The organism is Palleronia sp. LCG004, from assembly GCF_032931615.1.
Taxonomy (GTDB): domain Bacteria; phylum Pseudomonadota; class Alphaproteobacteria; order Rhodobacterales; family Rhodobacteraceae; genus Palleronia.
In genome coordinates, this window is the sequence record NZ_CP136759.1 from 438,485 (window position 1) to 460,237 (window position 21,753).

General features: G+C 67.3%; 18 protein-coding genes. 6 read left to right on the forward strand and 12 right to left on the reverse strand.

The window, feature by feature from the left end; translation table 11 throughout:
- Window positions 1-12: 12 nt before the first annotated feature.
- The 9 genes from RVY76_RS02125 to RVY76_RS02165 all read right to left on the reverse strand — a co-directional run bounded on the left by RVY76_RS02125 (window position 13) and on the right by RVY76_RS02165 (window position 12,015).
- A complete protein-coding gene (locus RVY76_RS02125; RefSeq protein WP_317375509.1) occupies window positions 13-2,322 on the reverse strand; it encodes an FdhF/YdeP family oxidoreductase in 2,310 nt (769 codons plus the stop codon).
- A gap of 121 nt (window positions 2,323-2,443) precedes the next feature.
- The gene (locus RVY76_RS02130) at window positions 2,444-3,673 is read right to left on the reverse strand and encodes a cytochrome c (RefSeq protein WP_317375510.1); all 1,230 of its coding nucleotides are present in this window, start codon (window positions 3,671-3,673) and stop codon (window positions 2,444-2,446) included.
- Window positions 3,670-5,433 carry a GMC family oxidoreductase gene (locus RVY76_RS02135; protein WP_317375512.1) on the reverse strand — a complete coding sequence of 588 codons (1,764 nt, stop codon included), beginning with the start codon at window positions 5,431-5,433 and terminating at the stop codon, window positions 3,670-3,672. Before RVY76_RS02135 ends, RVY76_RS02130 begins: the two co-directional genes overlap by 4 nt.
- Window positions 5,430-6,131: a gluconate 2-dehydrogenase subunit 3 family protein gene (locus RVY76_RS02140; RefSeq protein ID WP_317375514.1), complete on the reverse strand. Its 702-nt coding sequence runs from the start codon at window positions 6,129-6,131 to the stop codon at window positions 5,430-5,432. Before RVY76_RS02140 ends, RVY76_RS02135 begins: the two co-directional genes overlap by 4 nt.
- A gap of 107 nt (window positions 6,132-6,238) precedes the next feature.
- Entirely contained in the window at window positions 6,239-6,577 is a 339-nt protein-coding gene (gene cyoD / locus RVY76_RS02145) for a cytochrome o ubiquinol oxidase subunit IV (protein WP_317375515.1), read from the reverse strand.
- Window positions 6,574-7,197, reverse strand: a complete 624-nt coding sequence (locus tag RVY76_RS02150) for a cytochrome c oxidase subunit 3 (RefSeq protein WP_317375516.1) — start codon at window positions 7,195-7,197, stop codon at window positions 6,574-6,576. The genes cyoD and RVY76_RS02150 overlap by 4 nt, the downstream gene beginning before the upstream one ends.
- Window positions 7,194-9,272 carry a cbb3-type cytochrome c oxidase subunit I gene (locus RVY76_RS02155; protein ID WP_317375518.1) on the reverse strand — a complete coding sequence of 693 codons (2,079 nt, stop codon included), beginning with the start codon at window positions 9,270-9,272 and terminating at the stop codon, window positions 7,194-7,196. Before RVY76_RS02155 ends, RVY76_RS02150 begins: the two co-directional genes overlap by 4 nt.
- A complete protein-coding gene (locus RVY76_RS02160) occupies window positions 9,269-10,366 on the reverse strand; it encodes a cytochrome ubiquinol oxidase subunit II (protein ID WP_317375520.1) in 1,098 nt (365 codons plus the stop codon). Before RVY76_RS02160 ends, RVY76_RS02155 begins: the two co-directional genes overlap by 4 nt.
- A 125-nt stretch (window positions 10,367-10,491) precedes the next feature.
- A complete protein-coding gene (locus RVY76_RS02165) occupies window positions 10,492-12,015 on the reverse strand; it encodes an NAD(P)/FAD-dependent oxidoreductase (RefSeq protein WP_317375521.1) in 1,524 nt (507 codons plus the stop codon).
- Between the two features lie 212 nt (window positions 12,016-12,227).
- On the opposite strand from RVY76_RS02165, the gene RVY76_RS02170 reads away from it, so the two are divergent.
- Genes RVY76_RS02170 through RVY76_RS02180 form a run of 3 tightly spaced genes read left to right on the forward strand, consistent with a single transcriptional unit; the run spans window position 12,228 to window position 15,606 of the window.
- On the forward strand, window positions 12,228-13,646 hold the full coding sequence (locus tag RVY76_RS02170; protein WP_317375523.1) for a hypothetical protein: 1,419 nt from the start codon (window positions 12,228-12,230) through the stop codon (window positions 13,644-13,646).
- A complete protein-coding gene (locus tag RVY76_RS02175; RefSeq protein WP_317375525.1) occupies window positions 13,643-14,623 on the forward strand; it encodes a UDP-glucuronic acid decarboxylase family protein in 981 nt (326 codons plus the stop codon). The genes RVY76_RS02170 and RVY76_RS02175 overlap by 4 nt, the downstream gene beginning before the upstream one ends.
- Window positions 14,620-15,606 carry a glycosyltransferase family 2 protein gene (locus RVY76_RS02180; RefSeq protein ID WP_317375526.1) on the forward strand — a complete coding sequence of 329 codons (987 nt, stop codon included), beginning with the start codon at window positions 14,620-14,622 and terminating at the stop codon, window positions 15,604-15,606. The genes RVY76_RS02175 and RVY76_RS02180 overlap by 4 nt, the downstream gene beginning before the upstream one ends.
- On the opposite strand, the gene RVY76_RS02185 is transcribed toward RVY76_RS02180, so the two are convergent.
- The gene (locus RVY76_RS02185; RefSeq protein WP_317375527.1) at window positions 15,567-16,463 is read right to left on the reverse strand and encodes a glycosyltransferase family 2 protein; all 897 of its coding nucleotides are present in this window, start codon (window positions 16,461-16,463) and stop codon (window positions 15,567-15,569) included. The genes RVY76_RS02180 and RVY76_RS02185 overlap by 40 nt on opposite strands.
- 171 nt (window positions 16,464-16,634) lie before the next feature.
- Between RVY76_RS02185 and RVY76_RS02190 the strand changes: the two genes are divergently transcribed.
- Genes RVY76_RS02190 through RVY76_RS02200 form a run of 3 tightly spaced genes read left to right on the forward strand, consistent with a single transcriptional unit; the run spans window position 16,635 to window position 19,290 of the window.
- Window positions 16,635-17,492: a transketolase gene (locus RVY76_RS02190; RefSeq protein WP_317375529.1), complete on the forward strand. Its 858-nt coding sequence runs from the start codon at window positions 16,635-16,637 to the stop codon at window positions 17,490-17,492.
- Entirely contained in the window at window positions 17,489-18,526 is a 1,038-nt protein-coding gene (locus RVY76_RS02195; protein ID WP_317375530.1) for a transketolase family protein, read from the forward strand. Before RVY76_RS02190 ends, RVY76_RS02195 begins: the two co-directional genes overlap by 4 nt.
- An 11-nt stretch (window positions 18,527-18,537) precedes the next feature.
- A complete protein-coding gene (locus RVY76_RS02200; protein ID WP_317375531.1) occupies window positions 18,538-19,290 on the forward strand; it encodes an SDR family NAD(P)-dependent oxidoreductase in 753 nt (250 codons plus the stop codon).
- A gap of 37 nt (window positions 19,291-19,327) precedes the next feature.
- Here the strand turns inward: RVY76_RS02200 and RVY76_RS02205 are convergent, their stop codons facing one another.
- Together RVY76_RS02205 and RVY76_RS02210 are read right to left on the reverse strand one after the other, a co-directional pair.
- The gene (locus RVY76_RS02205) at window positions 19,328-20,380 is read right to left on the reverse strand and encodes an iron-sulfur cluster-binding domain-containing protein (RefSeq protein WP_317375533.1); all 1,053 of its coding nucleotides are present in this window, start codon (window positions 20,378-20,380) and stop codon (window positions 19,328-19,330) included.
- Entirely contained in the window at window positions 20,377-21,648 is a 1,272-nt protein-coding gene (locus RVY76_RS02210; RefSeq protein WP_317375534.1) for an aromatic ring-hydroxylating dioxygenase subunit alpha, read from the reverse strand. The genes RVY76_RS02205 and RVY76_RS02210 overlap by 4 nt, the downstream gene beginning before the upstream one ends.
- Between the last annotated feature and the right edge of the window lie 105 nt (window positions 21,649-21,753).

The window sequence follows — 21,753 nt, forward strand, 5'->3', positions numbered from 1 at the left end:
GGCTTGCCGACCCTACATCTCGGGCCGCGCGGCGGGCTGACCGGTATCGCGCTCGATCCGGACGGGGATCGATTTCGAGGCCGGCGTCTTGGAGGTCAGGTCGTGATGGTCGATCGAGATCAGCACGTTGCATTCGGGGTAGTAGCCCGCGACCGTGCCGCGCGGAATCTCGTAGGGGATGGCGGCGAGCCCGCCCAGACGGCGCGACACGTCGTCCTCCGCATCCGAGACGAGCGCGATGAGATCACCCTTGACCACGCCGATCTCGCGCATGTCCTCCTCGTTCATCAACAGCACGTCGCGCGTCCCCTCGATCCCGCGGAAGCGGTCCGAATAGCCGTAGATCGTCGTGTTGAACTGGTCGTTCGATCGCACCGTGATGAGGCGATAGCGCCCCTCGGCATCGTCGAAACCGATGGAGTTCAGCCGGTCGGGTGCCGAGAAGATCGCCTTGCCGGGCTCGGTCTTCCAGATGCGGTCATGGGCGGCGATGCCGCGCCAGAAGCCGCCCGCCTGGTTCATGCGCTGGTTGTAGTCGCCGAAATCGTCGGGATAGGTCGCCTCGATCAGGTCGCGGACGCGGCCGTAATCGGCCTGCCACTCGTCCCATTTCAGCTTGGGATTGTCGCGCGCCAGGACCCGCCCGAGGCCGCAGACGATCGCCATCTCGCTTCTGAGATGGGGCGAGGCGGGGTCGCGCTCGCCGATCGAGCCGTGGATCATCGAGAAGCTGTCCTCGATGGTGATCGTCTGGTTGCCGGTCGCCTGCTCGTCGCGCTCGGCGCGTGACAGGCAGGGCAGGATATAGGCGTGCCGCGCCGGAAAGAGATGCGAGCGGTTCAGCTTGGTCGAGACCATGACGCTGATCTCCTGAGCGGCCCAGGCCTCCTCCATGCGCTTCTGTTCGGGGACGGCGCGGACGAGGTTGCCGCCGAGGCTCACGAAGCCCTTCACGCTGCGGTCGAAGAGCCCGTGGACGGCATCGACGATATGGACCCCGTCCTCCATCGGCGGATCGAAGTCGAAGAGCTCGCGCAGCTTGTCCATCGGCACGAGCGCGGTCTTCTCCGCGATGCCGACGGTGCGCTGGCCCTGCACGTTGGAATGGCCGCGAACGGGGCACATGCCGGCCCCCTTGCGGCCGATATTGCCCCGCAGCAGCATCAGGTTGACGAGCATCCCGATATTGAGCGCGCCGTGCACGTGCTGCGTCAGGCCCATGCCGTAGACGGCGATGACGCGCTCGGCCTTCATGTAGGTCTGCGCGGCGTGGCGCAGGTCGCCCTCCTTCAGGCCCGCCTCGCGGGTGATGTCGCCCCAGCCGGTCTTGCGGCAGATGTCGAGGAAGGCGTCGAAGCCGGTGGTGTGCTCCTCGATGAAATCCACGTCGAGCACGCGCGGCTTGCCGGCCTTCTGCGCCTCGTCGTCGGCCTCGATCACCGCCTTGCAGATACCGAGGATCGCGGCCACGTCGCCGCCTGCGCGAAGCTGGTAATACTGGTCAGAGATCTTCGTCTCATGGCCCGTCGCGAGGTGGATCGGGTTCTGCGGATCGACGAAGGACACGAGGCCCTGCTCGCGCAGCGGATTGAACGTCACGATCTTCGCGCCGCGATCCTTGGCCTCCTTCAGCGGATGCAGGAAGCGGGGCGAGTTCGTGCCGGGGTTCTGACCGAAGAAGAAGAAGCAATCGGTCGCTTCCAGATCCTCCCAGATGACCGTGCCCACCGGGGATCCGATGACGTTCTTGAGGCCCACGCTCGTCGTCTCGTGGCACATGTTCGACGATTGCGGCAGGTTGTTGTTGCCGAAGAGCCGCGCGAGCACGCCGTAGAGGTACGACGCCTCGAGCCCGGCATGGCCGGAGGAATAGAAGACGACCTCCTTCGGGTCGAGCTTGCCCAGGACGTTGCCGATCTCGGCGAAGGCCTGGTCCCAGGTCACCTCGACGTAGCGGTCGGTCGTCGCGTCGTAGCGCAGCGGCGCGGTCAGGCGGCCCGTGCTCTCGACATCGTGGTCGGACCAGTCGCGCAGCTCGGTAACGGTATGCTCTTTCCAGAAGTCGGGGGTGCAGCGGTCGCGCGTCGCCTCCCAGAGCGTGGCCTTGGCGCCGTTCTCGCAGAATTCGAACGCCTTGTAGTTCGCGGGCTTGGGCCACGCGCAGGACGAGCACATCATGCCGCCGGGCTTGTTCTGCCGGCGCAGCGTCAGGAAGGCCTTCGGATCGGGATGCGCGCTCGACCGCACGTCCTTCATGCCGCGCACCGACCCCCAGCCACCGGCGGGTCCGCTTTTCTTGGGAAGGTCGTCGATATTGGTCATGGTCGCTCCACGGCTCGAATGAAAGGGCCTCGGGGGGACGGGCCAGAGGCGCATCCCCCCGAGGGTCAGCTTAACGCGCTTCCTGCCCGGAACGCGAGGGTCAGTTCAGGGCCGCCGCCGCCTATTCCGCCTCGCGGATCTCGCCGACGCGGTTCGACGTGATGGCCGGTGCCGCGTTGCCGAAGGCGTTGCGCACGAAGGTCGTGACCTGGGCCACCTCCTCGTCGGTGAGCTTCCAGTCGAAGGCGGGCATGGCATGGGGCGTCGGATAGGCGTCCGTCACCGCCGCCCGCGCGCCGCGCAGGATGATGTGGACGACCGTGGTCGGATCGTCGGCCTGCGTCAGCGAGGACCCGGCGATGCCGCCGAAGATGTTCTCGACGCCCTCGCCCTCCATGCCGTGACAGGCCGCGCATTGCGTGGCGTAGATCTCGGCCCCCGCGATCATTGCGGGATCGGTTTCCCTGACGGGCTCGACCTCCTCGGGTTCGCCATCCTCGAAGGGAAGGTCCTTGATGTAGGCGGCGATGGCGGCGATGTCCTCGTCGTCGAGATATTGCGTCGATTTCTCGACCACCTCGGCCATCGGACCGATCGCGGCGGTGCGCCCGTTGCGTCCGGTCTTGAGGTAGGTGGCGAGATCCTCCTCGGACCATTCGCCGATCCCCTCGTGCGCGTCGCCGTCGCGCAGGCTCGGGGCGTACCAGCCCTCGGCATGGCCCCCGGTATAGCTCGCATCGCCGCCGCGCTGGGCCCCGAGCGGATTGCGCGGGGAATGACAGGCCGAGCAATGGGCGAGGCCCTCGACCACGTATTTCCCGCGATTCCAGAGTTCGGACTTCTGCGGGTCGGGGTCGAAGTCGCGCTCGTCGAAGAAGAGCAGGTTCCAGCCGCGCATCGCGGTGCGGATGTCGAGCGGGAAGGGGATGTCGGGCTCGGGGACGCGGTTGCGCACCGGCTCGATCGTCTGGAGATAGGAAAAGATCGCATCGCTGTCCTCGCGCGTGACGATCGTGAAGTTGGTGTAGGGGAAGGCCGGATAGAGCCTCTTGCCGTCGTGGCCGATCCCCTCGTTCATCGCGCGGTAGAACGCGTCGGCCGACCAGCTGCCGATGCCCGTCGCCTCGTCGGGGGTCAGGTTCGCCGAATAGATCGTGCCGAATGGCGTCGGAAGTCCGAAGCCCCCGGCCATCCGGCCCTCGCCCTCGACGGTGTGGCAGGCCTCGCAATCGCCCATGCGGGTGAGATAGAGGCCGCGTTCGACCGTCGAATAGGTGTTCTGGTCCTGCGCGGCCGCGGGCAGCGCGGGCAGCGCCGCAAAAAGGATCAGCGGGAGGAGGGAATGTCTCATGCCTGCACCAGCGGTCCGGGGTTCTGGAGATAGCTGCGCCTGATCTCGGCCAGCGAGTGATAGGCCAGCGCCGCGACCGTGCCCGTGGGATTGTAGCCCGGGTTCTGCGGGAAGTTGCCGGCCCCCATCAGGAACAGGTTCGACACGTCCCAGCTCTGGTTGAACTTGTTGGTCACGCTGTTGTCGGGACTGTCGCCCATGATGTGCCCGCCCGTGTTGTGCGTCGTCTGGTAGGGCTTGATGTCGTAGGGCACCTTGAGGGGGCTCACGTCGACGCGGTTGCCGCCCATGGCGCGCGCGATCTCCTCGACCCGGTCGGTCAGATAGGCCGACATGGCGATGTCGTTGCGCGAGAAGTCGAAGGTCAGGCGCATCAGCGGCCGACCATAGGCGTCGCGATAGGTCGGATCGAGGTCGAGATGATTGCCGCGCCGCGAATGCGATGCGCCATGCGCGCCGATGCCGATCGTGTGGTTGTAATTCGCGCGCACCGCCTGTTTCCAGCCGAGCCCGAAGGTCGGCGTGTCCGACGGCACGGGGTGATGCTCGATCGGGCGGCCGTTGGTCTGCCATTGCGCGATGTAGCCGCCGCCGATGAAGCCCAGACCCTCGTGGTCGAAATTGTCGCCGTTGAACTCGTCGATGCACTGCCCCAGCGCACCGGCCCCCACGAAGGGGTTCACCGAGAAGTCGTCGTCGTAGAAGACGTTGGCGCCCGACATCGTCTGGTAGGCGTAGTTGCGCCCGACCTGGCCCTCGCCCGTCCGGGGGTCGTAGATCTCGCCGATCCCAGACTGCATCAGCAGGTTCACGTTGTGCGTGATGTAGGCGCAGAGGAAGACCATGTCGGCGGGCTGGAAGAACTCGTCGCCCTCGGGGGTGACGTAGGTGACGCCCGTGGCCCGTCCGCCGCGCGTCTCGACCCGGAGGACCATCGCCCCGGTCTTGAGCGTGAAGTTCTCGCGCCGCATCAGCGCGGGCAGGATCGTCGTGGCGGCGGTGGCCTTGGAGTAGTTGCCGCAGGCGTATTTCTCGCAGAAGCCGCAATAGGAGCAGGGGGCCAGCGACACGCCGAGCGGGTTCGTGTAGGCCCGGCTCATATTGGCCGAGGGGCCCGGAAAGGGCTGGTAGCCCAGCTCGCGCGCCGCATCGGCAAAGCGCAGCGGGGCCGCGACCATGTCCATTGGCGGGTTCGGATAGGGCGAGGAGCGCGGCCCCTCGAACGGATTGCCGCCCTGCTGGATCTCGCCGCCGAGATTGCCGGCCTGGCCCGCGATGCCGCAGAGTTTGTCGAACGTGTCGTAATGCGGCTCGAGTTCCTCGTAGGTGACGCCCCAGTCCTGGATCGTCAGTTCCTCGTCGATCGCATCCGCGCCGTAGCGTTCCTCGTTATGGCTGCGGGCCTGGAAATCCGTCGGAAGAAAGCGCCAGGTCTGGCCGTTCCAGTGCACGCCCGACCCGCCGACATTCGTGCCGGGCAGGAACGAGCCCAGCATCCGCATCGGCAGCGCCTCCTGGTTGGACTGGTTGCGGAAGGTCAGCGTCTCGCGGCTGAGATCCTCGAACAGCTCGTCGCGATAGCGATAGCGGACCTCGTCCTGCGCGTTGTTGACGGCGTAGTCGGTCGAGGTGTCGCGCCAGTGCCCGCGTTCGAGCGCGAGCACGTCGAGACCCTCCTGCGTCAGTTGCTCGGCGACGATGGCCCCGGTCCAGCCGAAGCCCACGATCACCACGTCGCGGCGGGGAAGGATCGTGGTCATGGCACCATCCTCCCGCCGACGGAAACGGGGTCGAGGATCACCGCCTCGCCGCCATGGTCGATCCAGGGGCGGTAATCGTAGCGTGCGCCGGGGAAGTTGATCATGCGCCATGCCTCCATATTGCGGTTGCCGCCATAGACCGGGTCGCCGAAATAGCCTTCCTGCGTGTTCTGCCAGAGCGTGTCGAAGAAGGTCTTTCCGTCGGTATGGGAAAGTTCGCCCTCGCCCTTGGACAGGCGGGTGAGCAGGGTGTCCTTCTCGTCGTCGGGAAGCTCGATGAAATCGGGCTGGCCGGCGGCGGCGAGCCCGTCGCGGATGTCGGCGATCGCCTGCCGATAGAGAAGGGCCGGGGCCTGCGCCTGGTAGCCCTGCGTCGGAAGGCCGTCGCGGAACGGCCCCTCCATGTAGTAGATGTCGCCGCGTCCGAAGGGACCGGCAAGCTGGTGGTCGATGAAGTCCACGACGCCGAGCTCGGAGGCCGAGGGATATTCGTCCGCGGGGATCAGCCGGTCGACCGCCGCGGTGACGAAGGCGCGCTCTTCCGATGTCAGGAATGTCTGTTCGGGATCGTAGACAGGCGGCGGCACCGCCTTGCCAGGCTCCCACGGAATGCCGCCGCGGTATTCCCGCGCGGCCGAAGCGGCCGTCAGCGCGAAGGTCGACACCCCCGCGAGAAAGGCCCGTCTCGTCAACTGCATCTGCCACCCCCCTGGCTGGTCCTCACGAACTTGCTATCAGGTTGATGCGGAACCCCCCGGTTGGGTTCCGAATTTTCTTCGACGTCCTGCCGGCGGCGGCGCGGGTGTCACATCATTCGGTCATGCAGGTTCGACATGATCCAGAGCGTTCCGAATGCCATGATGGCAAGCAGCAGAATGGTGAAGAGCAGCATCAGCAGGTCTTCGCGCTTCTGCCGGCTGAGGTCGATATGCAGGAAGATGCGCAGATGGACGAGGATCTGCGCGAGCGCGAGCAGGATGATCACCGGGATCACCCAGGCCCGCGGCAAAAGGCCTGTCATCACTGCCGTGAACGACAGGACCGTCAGCAGGATGGATAGGACGAGGCCCAGCGAATAGAAGCTGCGCTCCTCGCTTTCCTCCTCGGTGAGGCTGCGCGTGAAATGCTTGACCGTTTTCTTCATGCGATCCCCGCGAGAAAGACCATGGAAAAGATTCCGACCCAGACGATGTCGAGGAAGTGCCAGTAGAGCCCGAGCCGCGTGACGCGCGACTTGACCGTGTCGGTCAGCCCGAAGATCAGGATCTGCGCCGTCATCGCGCCGACCCAGAGCAGGCCCGCCGCGACGTGAAGCCCGTGCAGGCCCACCAGCGCCCAGAGCGCGCTGAGATAGCCCGAGCGCTGCGGCACCGCGCCGATCTCGATCCAGTGCATGAAGTCGAGCCCCTCGACGATCAGGAAGCCCAGTGCCGATGTCGCCGCGAAGCTCAGATAGAAGAGGGTGCGCCAGCGCCCCTCATGGTACTTCATCGACAGGCTCGCCCAGCTGAACGCGAAGGAGGAGCCGAGCAGCAGGGCCGTCTGGATCGACACGCTCGTCAGGTTCGTGACGTCGTGCGGGCCGGGCCCCCCGGCGGTCGCGCCCGTCATCGTGCCGAAGATGGCGAAGACCAGCCCGAAGGTGACGAGGTCACTCATCAGGAAGACCCAGAACCCGAAGACCTTGACCTCCGCCTCGTGCTCGCCCTCGCCGTAGCCGAGGTTCATGCCCGGGTGGACGTTGAGGGATTTGGCGTTGCTCATGTCGCCTCCGCCATGTCGGTGGCGGCATAGCCGCGGTTGCGCTCGTTACTCTCGTCGTCGCGGGTGACGGGCGTGGCGAGGTCGATGGCCTCGACCCAGGCCTGGTTCGACCGGTGCACCTCGCGCGCGGGGATCACCACATGCGGGTGATCGCGCAGCGAATGGACGATCAGCCAGACGAGGACGGCCAGCGCCGACACGATGGCGAGCCACCAGATCCACCAGGTCATGGCAAAGCCAAAACCGGTCGTGGCGAGAAAGCACATGAAGCCCGCCATCGTGTTGGGCGGCAGGTGGATGTCACGGTACCGGTCCGGCACGACATAGGGCCGGCCCTCGACCTTCTCGATGGCGAAGGCGTCGCGCGCGTTGACCTCGGGGATGACGGCAAAGTTCCAGTGCGGCGGCGGCGCGGGCGTCGCCCATTCCAGCGTGCGCCCGTCCCACGGATCGCCCAGCGGCACGGCCAGCCTGTCGCGGTTGCGCACCGAGACCCAGATCGTGCCGACCAGCCCCGCGAACGCCACCAACAGGGTGAACGCCCCGATGACCGACACGATCATGTAGGGCATGAAGGCCGGGTCCTCGAACGCGGAAGAGCGGCGCGGATACCCCATGAGCCCCACGACGTAGAGCGGCAGGAACGTCATCGAGAAGCCCGCGATCCACAGGATCGCCGTGACCTTGCCCCAGCTCTCCTCGAGCCGGAAGCCGTAGGCCTTGGGGAACCAGATGTGGATGCCCGCGAAGATCGCGAAGAGCAGCCCCGGCAGCAGCACGTTGTGGAAATGCGCCACGATGAACTGGGTGTTGTGCACCTGATAGTTGATCGCCGGATTGGCGAGGATGATCCCCGAGAAGCCGCCGATCGTGAAAAGGATGAAGAACCCCGCCATGTAGACCATGGGCGTGGTGAACCGGATCCGCCCCCGCCAGAGCGTCGCCATCCAGACATAGACCTTCACACCGGTCGGCACCGCGATGATCGCTGTCGCGATCCCGAAGGCCGCGTTGATCGTGGGCGACTGGCCCATGGTGAAGAAGTGGTGCAGCCAGACGCAGAAGCTGATGACCGCGATCGACATGGTGGCCCAGACGAGCGAGGTGTAGCCGTAGAGCCGCTTGGCCGCGAAGGTGGAGGTGAGCTCGGAATAGATGCCGTAGGCGGGCAGGATGAGGATGTAGACCTCGGGATGGCCGAACATCCAGAAGAGGTTGGCGTAGTTCATCATGTTGCCGCCGAGGTCGTTCGTGAAGAAGTGGAACCCCAGCAGGCGGTCGAGCCCCTGCATCAGCCCCGCGACGGTCAGCGGCGGTATGGCGAAGGTCAGCAGGATCGACGTGCAGAGCGCGGTCCAGCAGAAGACCGGCAGGTGCATGTAGCTCATGCCGGGGGCGCGCAGCTTGTAGATCGTCACGGCGAAGTTCATCCCCGAGAACATCGAGCCGAGCCCCGAGATCACGATCGCCCAGACCCAGTAATCGGGCCCCGGACCGGGATCGAAGGCCGCGCCCGTGAAGGGCGGGTAGGCGGTCCAGCCGCCGGTCTCGAACGGCCCGAAGACGAGGCTCGCCATGACCAGCGCGGCGCCCGTCGCCGTCAGCCCGAGCGAGATCTGGTTCAGCATCGGAAAGGCCATGTCCCGCGCGCCGATCTGCAGCGGGATCAGGTAGTTCATGAAGCCGGTGATGAACGGCATCGCCACGAAGAAGATCATCACCGTGCCGTGGGTCGAGAAGAGCTCGGCCCAGTGGTGGTCGCTGAGGAACCCGCCGTTGAGCGCGGTCACCTGATGAGTGCGCATCACGACGCCCTCGGCGATGCCGCGCGCGAACATCACGAAGCCCAGGATCATGTACATGATGCCGATCTTCTTGTGATCGACCGTGGTCAGCCACTCGCGCCAGAGCCAGCCCCAGCTGCGCGTGAGGGTGATCCAGCCCAGCACGAGGATCGCGCCGATCACGACCATCCACGATGCGGTCGATGCGACGGCGGTATCGACACTCGGGTTCTCGAAGAAATCGAGGAGCGTGAGGTCGGACCATGAGAGACGCCCGAAGAGGCTGTTCATTCCGCGAGATCCTCGAGATTGGCGACGGAGTAGGGTTCCGGTGCGGTGCAGATGCCGCCATCGGGGACGGGCGCGTGGTGGCCATGCGCGGCCATCGCGGCCGGCAGGTCGGGCAGGCGGGCCGTTTCCGCGTCGTAGAAGGGGCTGCCCGGCTGGTTCTCGTGGGCTACGGCCTCGCCGCTCGTGTAGCGCGCGACGATCCGGGTGAAGAGCCGGTCGTCGGGCAGCGAGAAGATCAGCGGCCCTTCGCCGGGGCGGTCGAACTCGGCGCGCGCATCGTCGAGCGTGCCGCTTTTCGCGAGGCGCGCATAGGCCGCATCGTCGAGCGGCGGGGCGTTCCGCGCCTCGGCCAGCCAGAGCAGGTACTCGTCCCCGGGGACCGAGATCACCTGTGCGCGCTGCCGCGCGAAGCCGGGGCCGTTATATTGCGTGTTGCCCGAGATCGACCGCCCGACGCGATCCGCGATGAAGTTCAGCTCGGTCACCATGCCGGGCATCGCGTAGATCTGTCCGGCAAGCCCGGGTGCCATGTAGCTCTGCATCACCGTGTCGGTGGTCAGACGCATGGATACGGGGCGATCGACCGGGATGACCATGCCCCCGACCGTCGCGATCCCCTCTTCGGGGTAGAGATGCAGCCATTTCCAGTCGAGGCCGACGGTCTCGACCGCGACCGGAGGGCCGCTCAGGTCGAAATCGAAGGACCGGGCCATCTCGATGTCGATCTTGCGATAGGGGTCGATCCGGAACGTCGCCTGGGTAAGCCAGATGCCGAGCGCGATGATGATGACGACCGGCACGCCCCACATCACGGCCTCGAGCCTGTTGTCGTGGCCCCATCCGGGCGCATAGCCCGCATTGCGGTTCGACCGGCGATAGCGCCACATGATCCAAGGCACGCCCACGAAGACGGGCGCGATGGCCACGAAGATCATGATCGCGGCCCAGATGAGCTCGACCCGCTGGAATTCCGCGATGGGTCCGAGCGGGTCGAGGAACGATGCCGTGTCGGCGATCGCCGTGCCGCCGACGATCGCGCCGAGGGCCGAGAGCGACGCGACGCGGACGCGCCGGGGCAGGGGGCGGGGTGTCATGTGAGGGCGCATTCTTCGATGTGGGTGTCACCCCCCCAAACGACCGGAGGCCGCGCAGAAGTGCAACCCCCGAAACACTGCGTTTCCGCGCGCCCTATCGTCGCCCCGCGCGCGGGGCGCAGACCTCAGCGGCGGTCGGCGGTTCCGGCGAAGCCCGGCTTCTCGGGTGCGAGGGGGGCGTCTCCCGGCTCCTTCGAAACCTGGAAATCCTCGTGGTACGAGCGTTCGACATTGACGTTCCAGACGTCGTGATCCTCGCCCAGGATGTTGCGCGCGGCCAGCATCGCCGACAGCATCGAATGGTCCTGGTTGTTGTAGCGGTGCTGGCCGTTGCGGCCCACGGTCTGGAAATTCTCGAGCTGCTTCAGCCACTCCGTGATCGTGTCGAGCGCCGCGCGATACTGACCGTCATAGACCGGATAGGCCTTGCGCTGGCGGATGACCTTGTAGTCGATGACGCTTTGCGCGGGGGCGAGGCCGAGCTTCTCGAGCTCGTGCGCCGCGAGATCGCGCAGCGCGTCGTCCTCCATCGACCAGAGCCCGTCGCCTTCGTGGCAGAAATACTCCATCCCGATCGAGGCCGTCTCGGGATCGGCCAGCATCTCTTTGGACCAGGCCCGGAAATTCTGGATGCGCCCGACCTTCACGTCCGAGCTGTGGACGTAGATCCAGTTGTCGGGAAAGGGGTCCGCGTGATCGAGGCAGAGCGTCACGATCAGGAAGTCGCGGTATCTGAGCCGGGCGGCGGCCTCGCGCACCTCGGCGGGCGGCGGCGGATCGAAGGCCGCGATCAGGTCGTCGACGGCCATGGAATTGACGAAATCCGACCCGTCGATCCGCCGCGTCTCGCCCGGGCCGCCCTCCTCGGTCCAGGGGCGCACGTCCACACCCGTCACCCGCATGCCGTCGCGGTGGATCGCCGTGACCTCGGTCTGCATGTCGACGCGGCCGCCGCGCTCGGTCACGATCTCGCTCACCCGCTCCCACATCATGCCGGGCCCCAGGCGGGGATAGCGGAACTTCTCGATCAGCGAGGCGGTGTCGTTGGCCCCGGTCACGGCGTTGATGACCGCCTTCGGCAGCGAGAGGTTCTTGATCCTCTGCGCGGCCCAGTCGGCCTGGATCTGGTCGGGCGGAATGCCCCAGACCTTCTCGGTGTAGGTGCGGAAGAAATGCATGTAGAGCCGCCCGCCAAAGCGGTTGATGACCCATTCCTCGAAGGTCTCCTCGCGGCGGTGGGGGCGCATCTTCCACTTCACGTAGGACATTGCGATCCGCGACGCCTCGTAGGGGCCGAGATTGCCGAGCGCATTGAAGATCTTGAGCGGATAGTCGAAATACCGCCCCTTGTAGTAGATCCGGCTGGTGCGCGGCACGGTGATGAAATCGTCGCCCAGCACCTCGGTCCACATGTCCTCGACCTCGGACACCTTGGTGAAGAACCGGTGCCCTCCGATATCGAAGCGATAGCCGTTATGCGATTCGGTGCGCGAGATGCCGCCCACGATCCGCCCCGCCTCGAAGACATGGACCGGCCGCTCCGCCCCGCGTTTCTGCAGCTCGTAGGCCGCCGTCAGGCCGGCCGGACCGCCGCCGATCACGACGATCGGCGCATCCGGGGAAAGGGTCGATTGGGATGAGTTCGGCACTGGCAAGGACTTTCGGTCGGACATCGGTTTGGAGGCGGACACATGTCCCGGACGTCTTGTCCTTCCGGCACCGCGGCATGCAGAGGTCTGGCCCCGTCATTCTCGCGGATCCGGGACCGGGATCGGCCCTCGCAGGTGGTTCGCAGTTCGGTTAGCGTGCAGACTTCCCTATAGGGGCAGAACGCCCGCAATGGAAGGAGTGCGCGCGCGCGATGCATCGATCCCTCGCCACATCGTGGTCCGATCCGGCCCTGGCCGACGCGACGATCCTCTCCTGGCGCGCGGCGGCGGCGGCGTTCTGCCTGTCGGCGCTGCTCTGCTGGCCGATGCTCGTCTTCGGCGGTCCGATCGTCTTCTTCGATACGGGCCTCTATATCGGCAACGGGGCCGAGCTGTGGTCTCGGTTCGCGGACGCGCTCGGCTGGAGCGGTTCGGTCGGCGATGACGCGGCGCGCCCGGAAATCGGCCAGCTCCGGTCGGTCAGCTACGCGCTCTGGAGTTTCGTGACCTCGCGCACGTTCCTCTGGGCGCGCGCCCCGGCATTGCTCCAGACCTGGATGACGATCCTGATGCTCATGGTGCTGATCCCGCGCGGCACGCTCCGGCGGCCGCTCTGGATGATTCTGTCGGCCATGTGCCTCGCCGCCGTCACGACGCTGCCCTGGTACGCCTCCTACGCGATGCCCGACCTTCTCGCCGCGACGCTCGTCCTCTTCTACGCGGGGCTCGCGACGCGGCTCGACCGGGCGGGCTGGGGCTGGCGGGTCTTCCTTCTTGCCGTGGGAAGCTTCGCGGTCTCGTCGCATTACGGCAATATTCCGCTCGCCGCGGGCCTCGCCGTCATCGTCGTTGTCCTCAGGCTCGCGCGCGGGCGGCTCGCGGCATGGCATGTCGCCTGGGCCGTCCTGCCGATCCTCGCGACCCTCGCGCTCAATTCGGCCGGCAGCCAGGTTTCGGGCGGCGGCGGCTCCAGCATTGCCCCGAAGCGCCTGCCGATCCTGCTCGCCCGATCGGTCGCCGACGGACCCGCGCTCGACTATCTCTCCGGGGCCTGCCCGGCGGGGGCCGACCTCGCGATCTGCAGGCTCATGCCCGAGATCCCCGGTGACGTGGAGACGTTCCTCTGGTCCGATGCGGGCATACAGGGGCTCGATGCCGAGGGCCTCGCCGCGATCCGCGACGAGGAGATCGCGATCCTCTGGCATGCCTTCTTGGCCTATCCCGGCCGCCAGGCCGAGGCGCTTCTCGGAAACGCCACGCGGCAGCTCTTCGAGGTCGGCACCGACGATCTCTATCCCGCGCTCAGGGGCGATCAGGAAGAGATGCGCGCCTATCGCGACAGTTTCACGATCCTCGCGGTCTTCGATCCGGTCGTGAAACTCGGCACCTTTCTTCTTTGCGCATTCGCCCTCTGGCTCGCGCTCGCCCGGATCTATACGAGGGAGGAGGCGCTGGCGCTTGCCGTCTGCCTCGCGGGGATCCTCGGCAACGCGGCGATCTTCGGCGGGCTTTCGGCCCCGGTCGACCGCTACCAGTCGCGGCTGGTCTGGGTCGTGCCGGCGCTCGCGCTTCTCGCCTGGTCGCGTCACGCGGCCGGACGATCCATCCGACACCGAGGGAGATCCCCGTGAGCCGACTCTACGACAGCCGAAAGCGCATTCTCGTCACCGGGGGGGCGGGCTTCATCGGATCGCATCTCGTCGATCGCCTGCTGGGCGAGGGGCACGAGGTTCTCTGCGTCGACAACCTCTTCACCGGCACCAAGCGCAACATCGAACATCTGCACGACAACCCGCGATTCGAGTTCATGCGCCACGACGTGACCTTTCCGCTCTATGTCGAGGTCGACGAGATCTACAATCTCGCCTGCCCGGCCTCGCCGGTGCATTACCAGCACGATCCCGTCCAGACGACCAAGACCTCGGTCCACGGCGCGATCAACGTGCTGGGGCTCGCCAAGCGGCTCGGATGCAAGGTGCTGCAGGCCTCGACCTCCGAGGTCTACGGCGACCCCGAGGTGCACCCCCAGGTCGAGGGCTACTGGGGCCACGTCAATCCGGTCGGGCCGCGATCCTGCTACGACGAGGGCAAGCGCTGCGCCGAGACGCTGTTCTTCGACTATCACCGCCAGCACGGTGTCGAGATCAAGGTCGCGCGGATCTTCAATACCTACGGGCCGCGCATGCACCATGCCGACGGGCGCGTGGTGTCGAACTTCCTCGTCCAGGCGCTCAGGGGCGAGGACATCACCCTCTTCGGCGACGGACGTCAGACGCGGTCCTTCTGCTATGTCGACGATCTGGTCGAGGGGCTGGTTTCCCTGATGGCAACGGGGCCCGAGGTCACGGGGCCGGTCAATCTCGGCAATCCGCACGAATTCACGATGCGCGAACTGGCCGAGCGGGTCATCGCGCTGACCGGGTCCGGGGCCGAGATGTCCGAGCGTCCCCTGCCACTCGACGATCCGCGGCAGCGCCGGCCCGACATCACCCTTGCCCGCGATCTTCTGGACTGGACCCCGAGGGTCGAACTGGCCGAGGGGCTGGCCGAAACCATGCACTACATGAAGCGCCGCCTCGCCGAACTCGACGAGGTGACGCGGACATGAGGTCCGATCCTCCGATCGCCGTGGTCGTGCCCGCCCATCAGGCCGAGGGCGAGATCGGCGACTGCATCGCCGCGATCCTCGCCTCGGGCTTCACCCGCGAGGAGATCCTGGTCGTCGACGACGGGTCGCGCGACCGGACCGGAGAGATCGCGCGCGGGGCGGGCGTGCGGGTTCTGCGCAACGACACTGCCCTGCGCCCGGCGCGTGCGCGCAATGCCGGTGTCGCCGCGACGGCCTCGGACATCGTCGTCTTCGTCGATGCCGATGTCCTGATCGCGCCCGGCGCGCGGAACCGGATCGTGCGCTTCTTCGCGGACCATCCCGATCACGTGGCGATCTTCGGCTCCTACGACGCCGCGCCGCCGGCGCGCCAGCGCGCGGTCAGCCGGTATCGCAACATCCTGCATCACTGGGTGCATCAGACCTCGCGCCCCGAGGCCGCGACCTTCTGGACCGGCTTCGGCGCGGTCAGGCGCGCGGGGTTCGACGCGGCGGGCGGACTCGATCCCGATTGGGAGGATATCGAGGACGTGGAACTCGGCCTCAGGATGCGCGCGGCGGGCGGGCGCATCCTGCTCGACCGCGATCTCCTCGCCACCCATCTCAAGGACTGGACGATCCGCGGCATGATGCGCACCGACCGCAGGGGCCGCGCTGTGCCGTGGACACGGCTCCTCCGCTCGGGGCGGACGGGGACGGGCGATCTGAACCTGACGGGGCCGCGCCGCTTTTCCGCGCCGCTCGTGGCGCTACTGCCGTTCGCGCTGCTCGCGGGAATCGTCTGGACGCCCGCGCTCTGGATCGCGCTGGCGCTCTTCGCGGGCTATCTCGCTCTCAACGCACGGCTCTTCGCCTATCTCGCGCGGGTGGCGGGCCCGGGCCTCGCCCTCCGCTCGGTGGCCTACCACGCGCTCCATCTTGTGGCGGCGCTCGCCGGATACGTTCAGGTCCGTCTCTTCGAGCGATCGGGCCCCGCGCGCTGAGCGCGTGCCTGCCGGGCATATCCCGACACCATCGCGGCCTGCGACAGGAACAGGAGCGCCGATTGCGCGACCCGCGCGCGCCCCTCGCGCCCCAGCGGATACCGCACGAGATCGCCGTAGAACTTCAGCCGCTCGAATTTCGGCCGTGCGTCGCCGCGATCGTCCATGACGGTATGCAGGTGCCGCGCGCCGCGCCCGTAATTGCTGTGCTGGCGCAGGAAACTTCGCAGCGTCATCGCATGCGCATGCCCCACCACCGCATCCTCGGCGAAGACGAGCGTTCCGCCCGCCGCCCGCCAGCGCAGCCCGAAATCGCGATCCTCCGCCGCGGCGAGGGGAAAGCTCTCGTCGAAGCCGCCCATGGCCAGGAAATGCGCGCGGTCGCAGGCGATGTTGTTGGAGGTGAAGAACGGCATCTCGCCCGAGGCCGCATCGAAATACTCGTAGAGGAAATCGCAGAGCGACTGGCTCGCCGCCGCGTAGGTGTCGTCCTCCAGCAGGTTGACGACCCGCCCGCCCACGAGCCGTCCGGCCTCGCCGTCCTGCGCCCGTCGCATCGCGTCCACCCAGCCCCTCGCCGGGCGGCAATCGTCGTCGGTGAAGAGGACGAGCCGCCCGCCGCTTTCCGCCACGCCGCGGTTGCGCGCCGCGGCCGGTCCGCGATTGTCCTGCCGCAGACAGGTGACGCGCGGCCCGAACGGCGCGCAGACGGGCCCGAGCGGCTCGGGCGAGCCGTCATCCACGACGATCACGTCGAAGCTGTCGTCGGGATCGTCCATCAGCGCCTCGAGACAGGCGCGAAGCCTGTCGGGCCGGTTGAAGCTCGGGATCACGACGCTGGCGGTCAGATCGTCCATGACGCTCTCATTCATGCTGGGCTCGGCGCGCGGATGCGCGCGATCGGCGCGACAATCGCAGATGAGGGCCGGGCGTCAACGGTGACGGGGCGCGCGCGCCATCTTCCTTGAAATCCCGCCCTCGCCGCATGAAGGTGCTTCGACGTAAGGTCGGTCGAGGGAGGAAAGACCATGGCGACAGGCGCGCAGGACGCGGCCGCGATCCCGAACATGTCACTTGAGATGCGCGCGTGGAACATCCGCCGCAAGGCGCTCCGCATGGGCGAGGTTCAGGGACAGGGATATATCGGTCAGGCGCTCGGCATCGCGGACGTGCTGGCCGCGAGCTATTTTCACGCTCTGAACCACCGGCCGGACGATCCCGAATGGGAGGATCGCGACCGGTTCTGCCTGTCGATCGGCCATTACGCGATCGCGCTCTATGCCGCGCTGATGGAGGCGGGGATCCTGCCGGAGGAGGAGCTCGAGACCTACGGCATGGACGACAGCCGGATGCCCATGTCGGGCATGGCCTCCTACACGCCGGGGATGGAGATCACGGGCGGATCGCTGGGCCACGGGCTCGGCATCGCGGTCGGCATGGCGATGGGCCTCAAGCGCAAGCAGAGCGACGCCGTCGTCTACAACCTCATGTCCGACGGCGAATGCGGCGAGGGATCGACCTGGGAGGCCGTGGCCTCGGCCGTGCAGTGGAAGCTCGACAACCTGATCTGCCTCGTCGACTTCAACGACCAGCAGGCCGACGGCAAGGTGACCGACGCGCTCGCCCGCGTGCCGGAGGAGGGGAAATGGGCGGCCTTCGGCTGGCACGCGCAGCGGGTCGACGGCAACGACATGGAGGCGGTGGTCGCGGCCCTCGACACTGCGCGGAGCGCCGATCACGACGGGCCGCGCGTCGTCATCTTCGACACCACGATGTGCAAGGGCGTCGATTTCCTCGAGAGCCGCGAGATCACCCATTTCGTCCGGGTGGAGCCCGACGAATGGCAAAAGGCGCTCGACGTTCTGGAAGAAGGAAAGCCGCAATGACCGTCGATTCCATCAAGCGCAAGTACGAGCCGCGCCGCGTCATTCCCAAGGCGGAACGTCAGGCGACCTCGGCCATGATCGCCTCGCTCGACGCCGAGGGCTACGACACCGTCGCGGCGCCCTTCGGCCACGCGCTGGTCGAGGCGGCGAAAAAGGACGAACGCATCGTCGGCCTCTCGGCGGACCTTTCGAAATATACCGACCTGCACATCTTCGCGAACGAGATGCCCGACCGCTTTTACCAGATGGGCATGGCCGAACAGGTGCTCTTCTCGGCGGCGTCCGGGCTCGCGCGCGAGGGATTCATCCCCTTCGCCACGACCTATGCCGTCTTCGCCTCGCGCCGGGCCTACGATTTCATCGCCATGGCCATCGTCGAGGAGATGCTGCCGGTCAAGATGATCTGCGCGCTTCCGGGGCTCAGCACGGGCTACGGTCCCAGCCATCAGGCGACCGAGGATCTCGCCATCTTCCGCGGTCTGCCGCATCTGACGATCGTCGATCCGTGCGACGCCGACGACGTGCGGGGCATGGTGCCCCAGATCGCCGCCGATCCGGGCCCCGTCTATGCCCGCCTGCCGCGCGGCAAGGTCCCCTCGGTGCTGACGCGCCACAAGCCCGATTACAAATTCGAGCTCGGGCGCGCGCAGATGATCCGCGAGGGCCGAGACGTGCTGGTCGTCTCGACCGGTTTCATGACGATGCGCGCGCTCGACGCGGCCGAGGTGCTGGCCCGCGACGGCATCGACGTGGCCGTGCTGCACACGCCGACGATCAAGCCGCTCGATACCGAAACGATCCTTGCCGAGGCGCGCAAGGGCGGGCGGCTCGTCGTGACGGCCGAGAACCACACCATCATGGGGGGCCTGGGCGAGGCCGTCGCGCGCGAGCTGCTGACGGCGGGCGTGCACCCGACCTTCCGCTCCATCGCGCTGCCCGACCGGTTCCTCGAGGCGGGCGCGCTGCCGACGCTGCACGACATGTACGGGATCTCGAAGGACAAGGTCGTGGACCGGATCCGCGGCTGGGTATGAGGGAGGAACGAATGGCACTTCTCGATGGAAAATTCGCGATCTTGACGGGGGCCGCCTCGGCGAGGGGGCTCGGCCGCGCGACGGCCGCGATGTTCGCGGAACACGGGGCGACGGTCGCGATCCTCGATCTCGATGCGGCATCGGCCGAGGCCGCGGCGGCCGAACTCGGGGGCGATCACGTGGGTCTCGCCTGCGACGTCACCGACAAGGCCGCCTGCGAGCGCGTGGCCGCCGATCTGGCCGGGCGCTGGGGCCGGATCGACATCCTCGTCAACAATGCGGGCATCACCGAACCGCTCAGGATCATGGACGTGGAGCCCGCGAATTACGACGCGGTGCTCGACGTGAACCTGCGCGGCACGCTCTACATGACGCAGGCGGTCCTTCCGGGCATGCGCGCGGCGGGGACGGGCAGCATCGTCAACATCTCGTCCGTCTCGGCGCAGCGGGGCGGCGGCATCTTCGGCGGGCCGCATTACGCGGCCGCCAAGGCGGGGATCCTCGGTCTCACCAAGGCCGTCGCGCGCGAGGTGGCCCCCGACGGGGTGCGCGTCAACGCGATCTGTCCGGGCTTCATCGCGACCGACATCACCGCGGGCAAGCTCTCGGACGCGCAGAAAGCCCAGGTGCTGGCGGCCATTCCCGTCGGCCGCGCGGGCGAGGCACGCGACGTGGCGGGCTGCGCGCTCTTCCTCGCCTCGGACCTCTCGGCCTATTGCACGGGAACCGAGCTCGACGTGAACGGCGGCTCGCACATCCACTGAGGCCGGGTCCGGGCCGCCTCCCGCGGCCCGGACGCCCTCAGCAATCGAGGACGATGTCGCTCAGCGGGCGGCTCACGCAGGGCAGGATGAAGCCGCGGTCGATCTCGCGCTGGCGGATGCCGCCGTCATGGGCCATCCGCACCTCGCCCGAATGCTTGAACGTCTTGCAGGTCCCGCACATGCCGCGCGAGCAGGACGAGGGCAGGGGAAGCCCCGCCGCCTTCACCGCGCCCAGGATGGTCGAGGTCTCTGGGCAGTCGAAGGTCCTGCCGCTCTTGGCGAAGGTCACGGTCCTGACGGGCGTCTCGTCGGTGGCGACCCATTCCGTCTCGGCGGCCGAGAAATCGAAGCTCTCCTCGCCATAGCGGTCCTCGGGCACGCCCGCCTCGCGCGCGGCCGTCCGCACCATCGCCATGAACTCCACCGGCCCGCAGCAGAGCACGGTCCGCTCGGCGAAATCGGGCAGGATCCGCATGAGCATGCCCTCGTCGGGCCGCATCGCGCCCGGCCCCCGCGTGGGCACCTGCGTCACGACGAGCCGCGGCAGACGCCGCCTGAGCGCCGCGATCTCGTCCGCGGCGATCATGTCCTCGGGCGTGGGGGCCGCCTGGATCAGCACCGCGTCGAGGTCGATCCCCCGGTCGGCCGCCGTCCGCAGGATCGACAGCATCGGCGTCACGCCGCTTCCCGCCGCGATCAGCGCATAGGCCCCGTCGCCCCATTTGGCCGGTCCGAAGCTGCCCGAGGGCCCGTAGCCCTCGATCGTGCCGCCGACGGCGAGCGTGTCGTGCAGGATGTTCGAGCCGTGGCCCGCCTGCCGCTTGACCGTGATCTCGATCCCCGCATCCCGCGCGGCGGAGGACGCGATGGTATAGCACCGCTCGATCCGGCCGTCCGGCGCGTCGATGCGGAAGGTCATGAACTGGCCCGGATCATGTTCGATCCGGCTGCCATCCTCGGGGGTCAGCAGGAAGGTGCGCACGCCCGGAACCTCGTCCCAGGCGGCGCGGCAGACGAGCGTGCCCCAGCGGTCGGGGGGAAAGCGGCGGCGACGCCGCGCGCCCCAGGCGGCGAGGTCGGCCTGCGTCATGCGCGATGACCATGCGCCGCCATGCGGTCGACATACCATTGCGTGAAGTCGCTGAGCTGCCGCTCGGTGAACCTGGAATACGGGCCCGGGCGATAGCCGACCGACGAGGCCCCCTCATGCGCGATCTTGACGAGGGCCGCATCCTCGGCATTCGTCGCCGACCAGACCGAGATCAGGTTCTCGAGGTCGTAATCCTCGCCCTCGACCGCGTCGCGGTGGACCAGCCACTTGGTGCGCACCAGCGTCCGGTCGGGCCCCAGCGGATAGGCCGCGAAGACCACCGCGTGATCCGACATCACGTGGTTCCAGGAGTTGATCCCCCAGAGATGCACGTCCCCCATCCAGGGCTTGTCGGCCTGTCCCAGCGGCAGGCTGACCGCCGCGCGGGTATCGGGCGTCTGGCTTTCGCCCAGGCCCGCGATGATCAGCCGCTGGGTGCGGAAATTCGTGGGCCAGTCCAGCGTGTGCTCGACCGCCTCGTAGTCCAGCCCCTCGGCCTTCCAGTGCTCGCCGTAGCGCGCATAGGCATCGAGCAGCGCGTTGGCCTCGGCCTTCTCGGTATCGGTCATGCCCTCGGGGTCATAGCCGAAATCGGCGGCGTGGAAGGACAGGCTCAGCTCGGGGTGGTTCGACGCGCAATGATAGCATTCGCGGTTGTTCTCCATCACGAGCTTCCAGTTGCCCTCCTCGATGACGTCCTGCTCGAACGCGATCTTCGAGTTGCGCAGGTCGTAGGTGGCGAGCCGCGGCTCCATCACCTTCTCGAGCTCCGCGATATCCTCGGGCGGGTTCTCCGACAGGCAGGCATAGAGAATGCCGCCCACGTCGCGCAGCGCCACGGGACGCAGGTGGTGCAGGTCGCGCTCGAAATCGACGCCCATATGCGGCGCGAGGGCGAGCGCGCCGTCCAGGTCGTAGGTCCATTGGTGATAGGGGCAGACCAGCTTGCCGACCACGCTGCGTCCGGCCGGGACCAGCCGCGCGCCGCGATGGCTGCACACGTTGTGGAAGGCGCGGATCGCGTCGTCGTCGTCGCGCAGGATGACGATCGACGACGGCCCGATATCGACCGAGATCACGTCGCCCGGCTCGGGCACGTCGCACGACACGCCGACCGCGATCCAGTGCCGCGCGAAGATCGTGTCGCAATCGGCGTCGAAGGCTTCCTGCCCGGTATAGAGCGCCGCGGGAAGCGTGTATCCCGGCCGGTATTCCGAAAGGAGCGTGGCGACATCCGCGTGCTTGCGGGCTTGGAGCATATCGAGCATCTTGGCGTTCCCTCCTTGGAAAACAGGGCCAAGGTAGCTTGACGTGATTCTGTCACAACTGCACAAATGGGGTCGTGATCCATACGCGCAGGTTATGGATCGGGT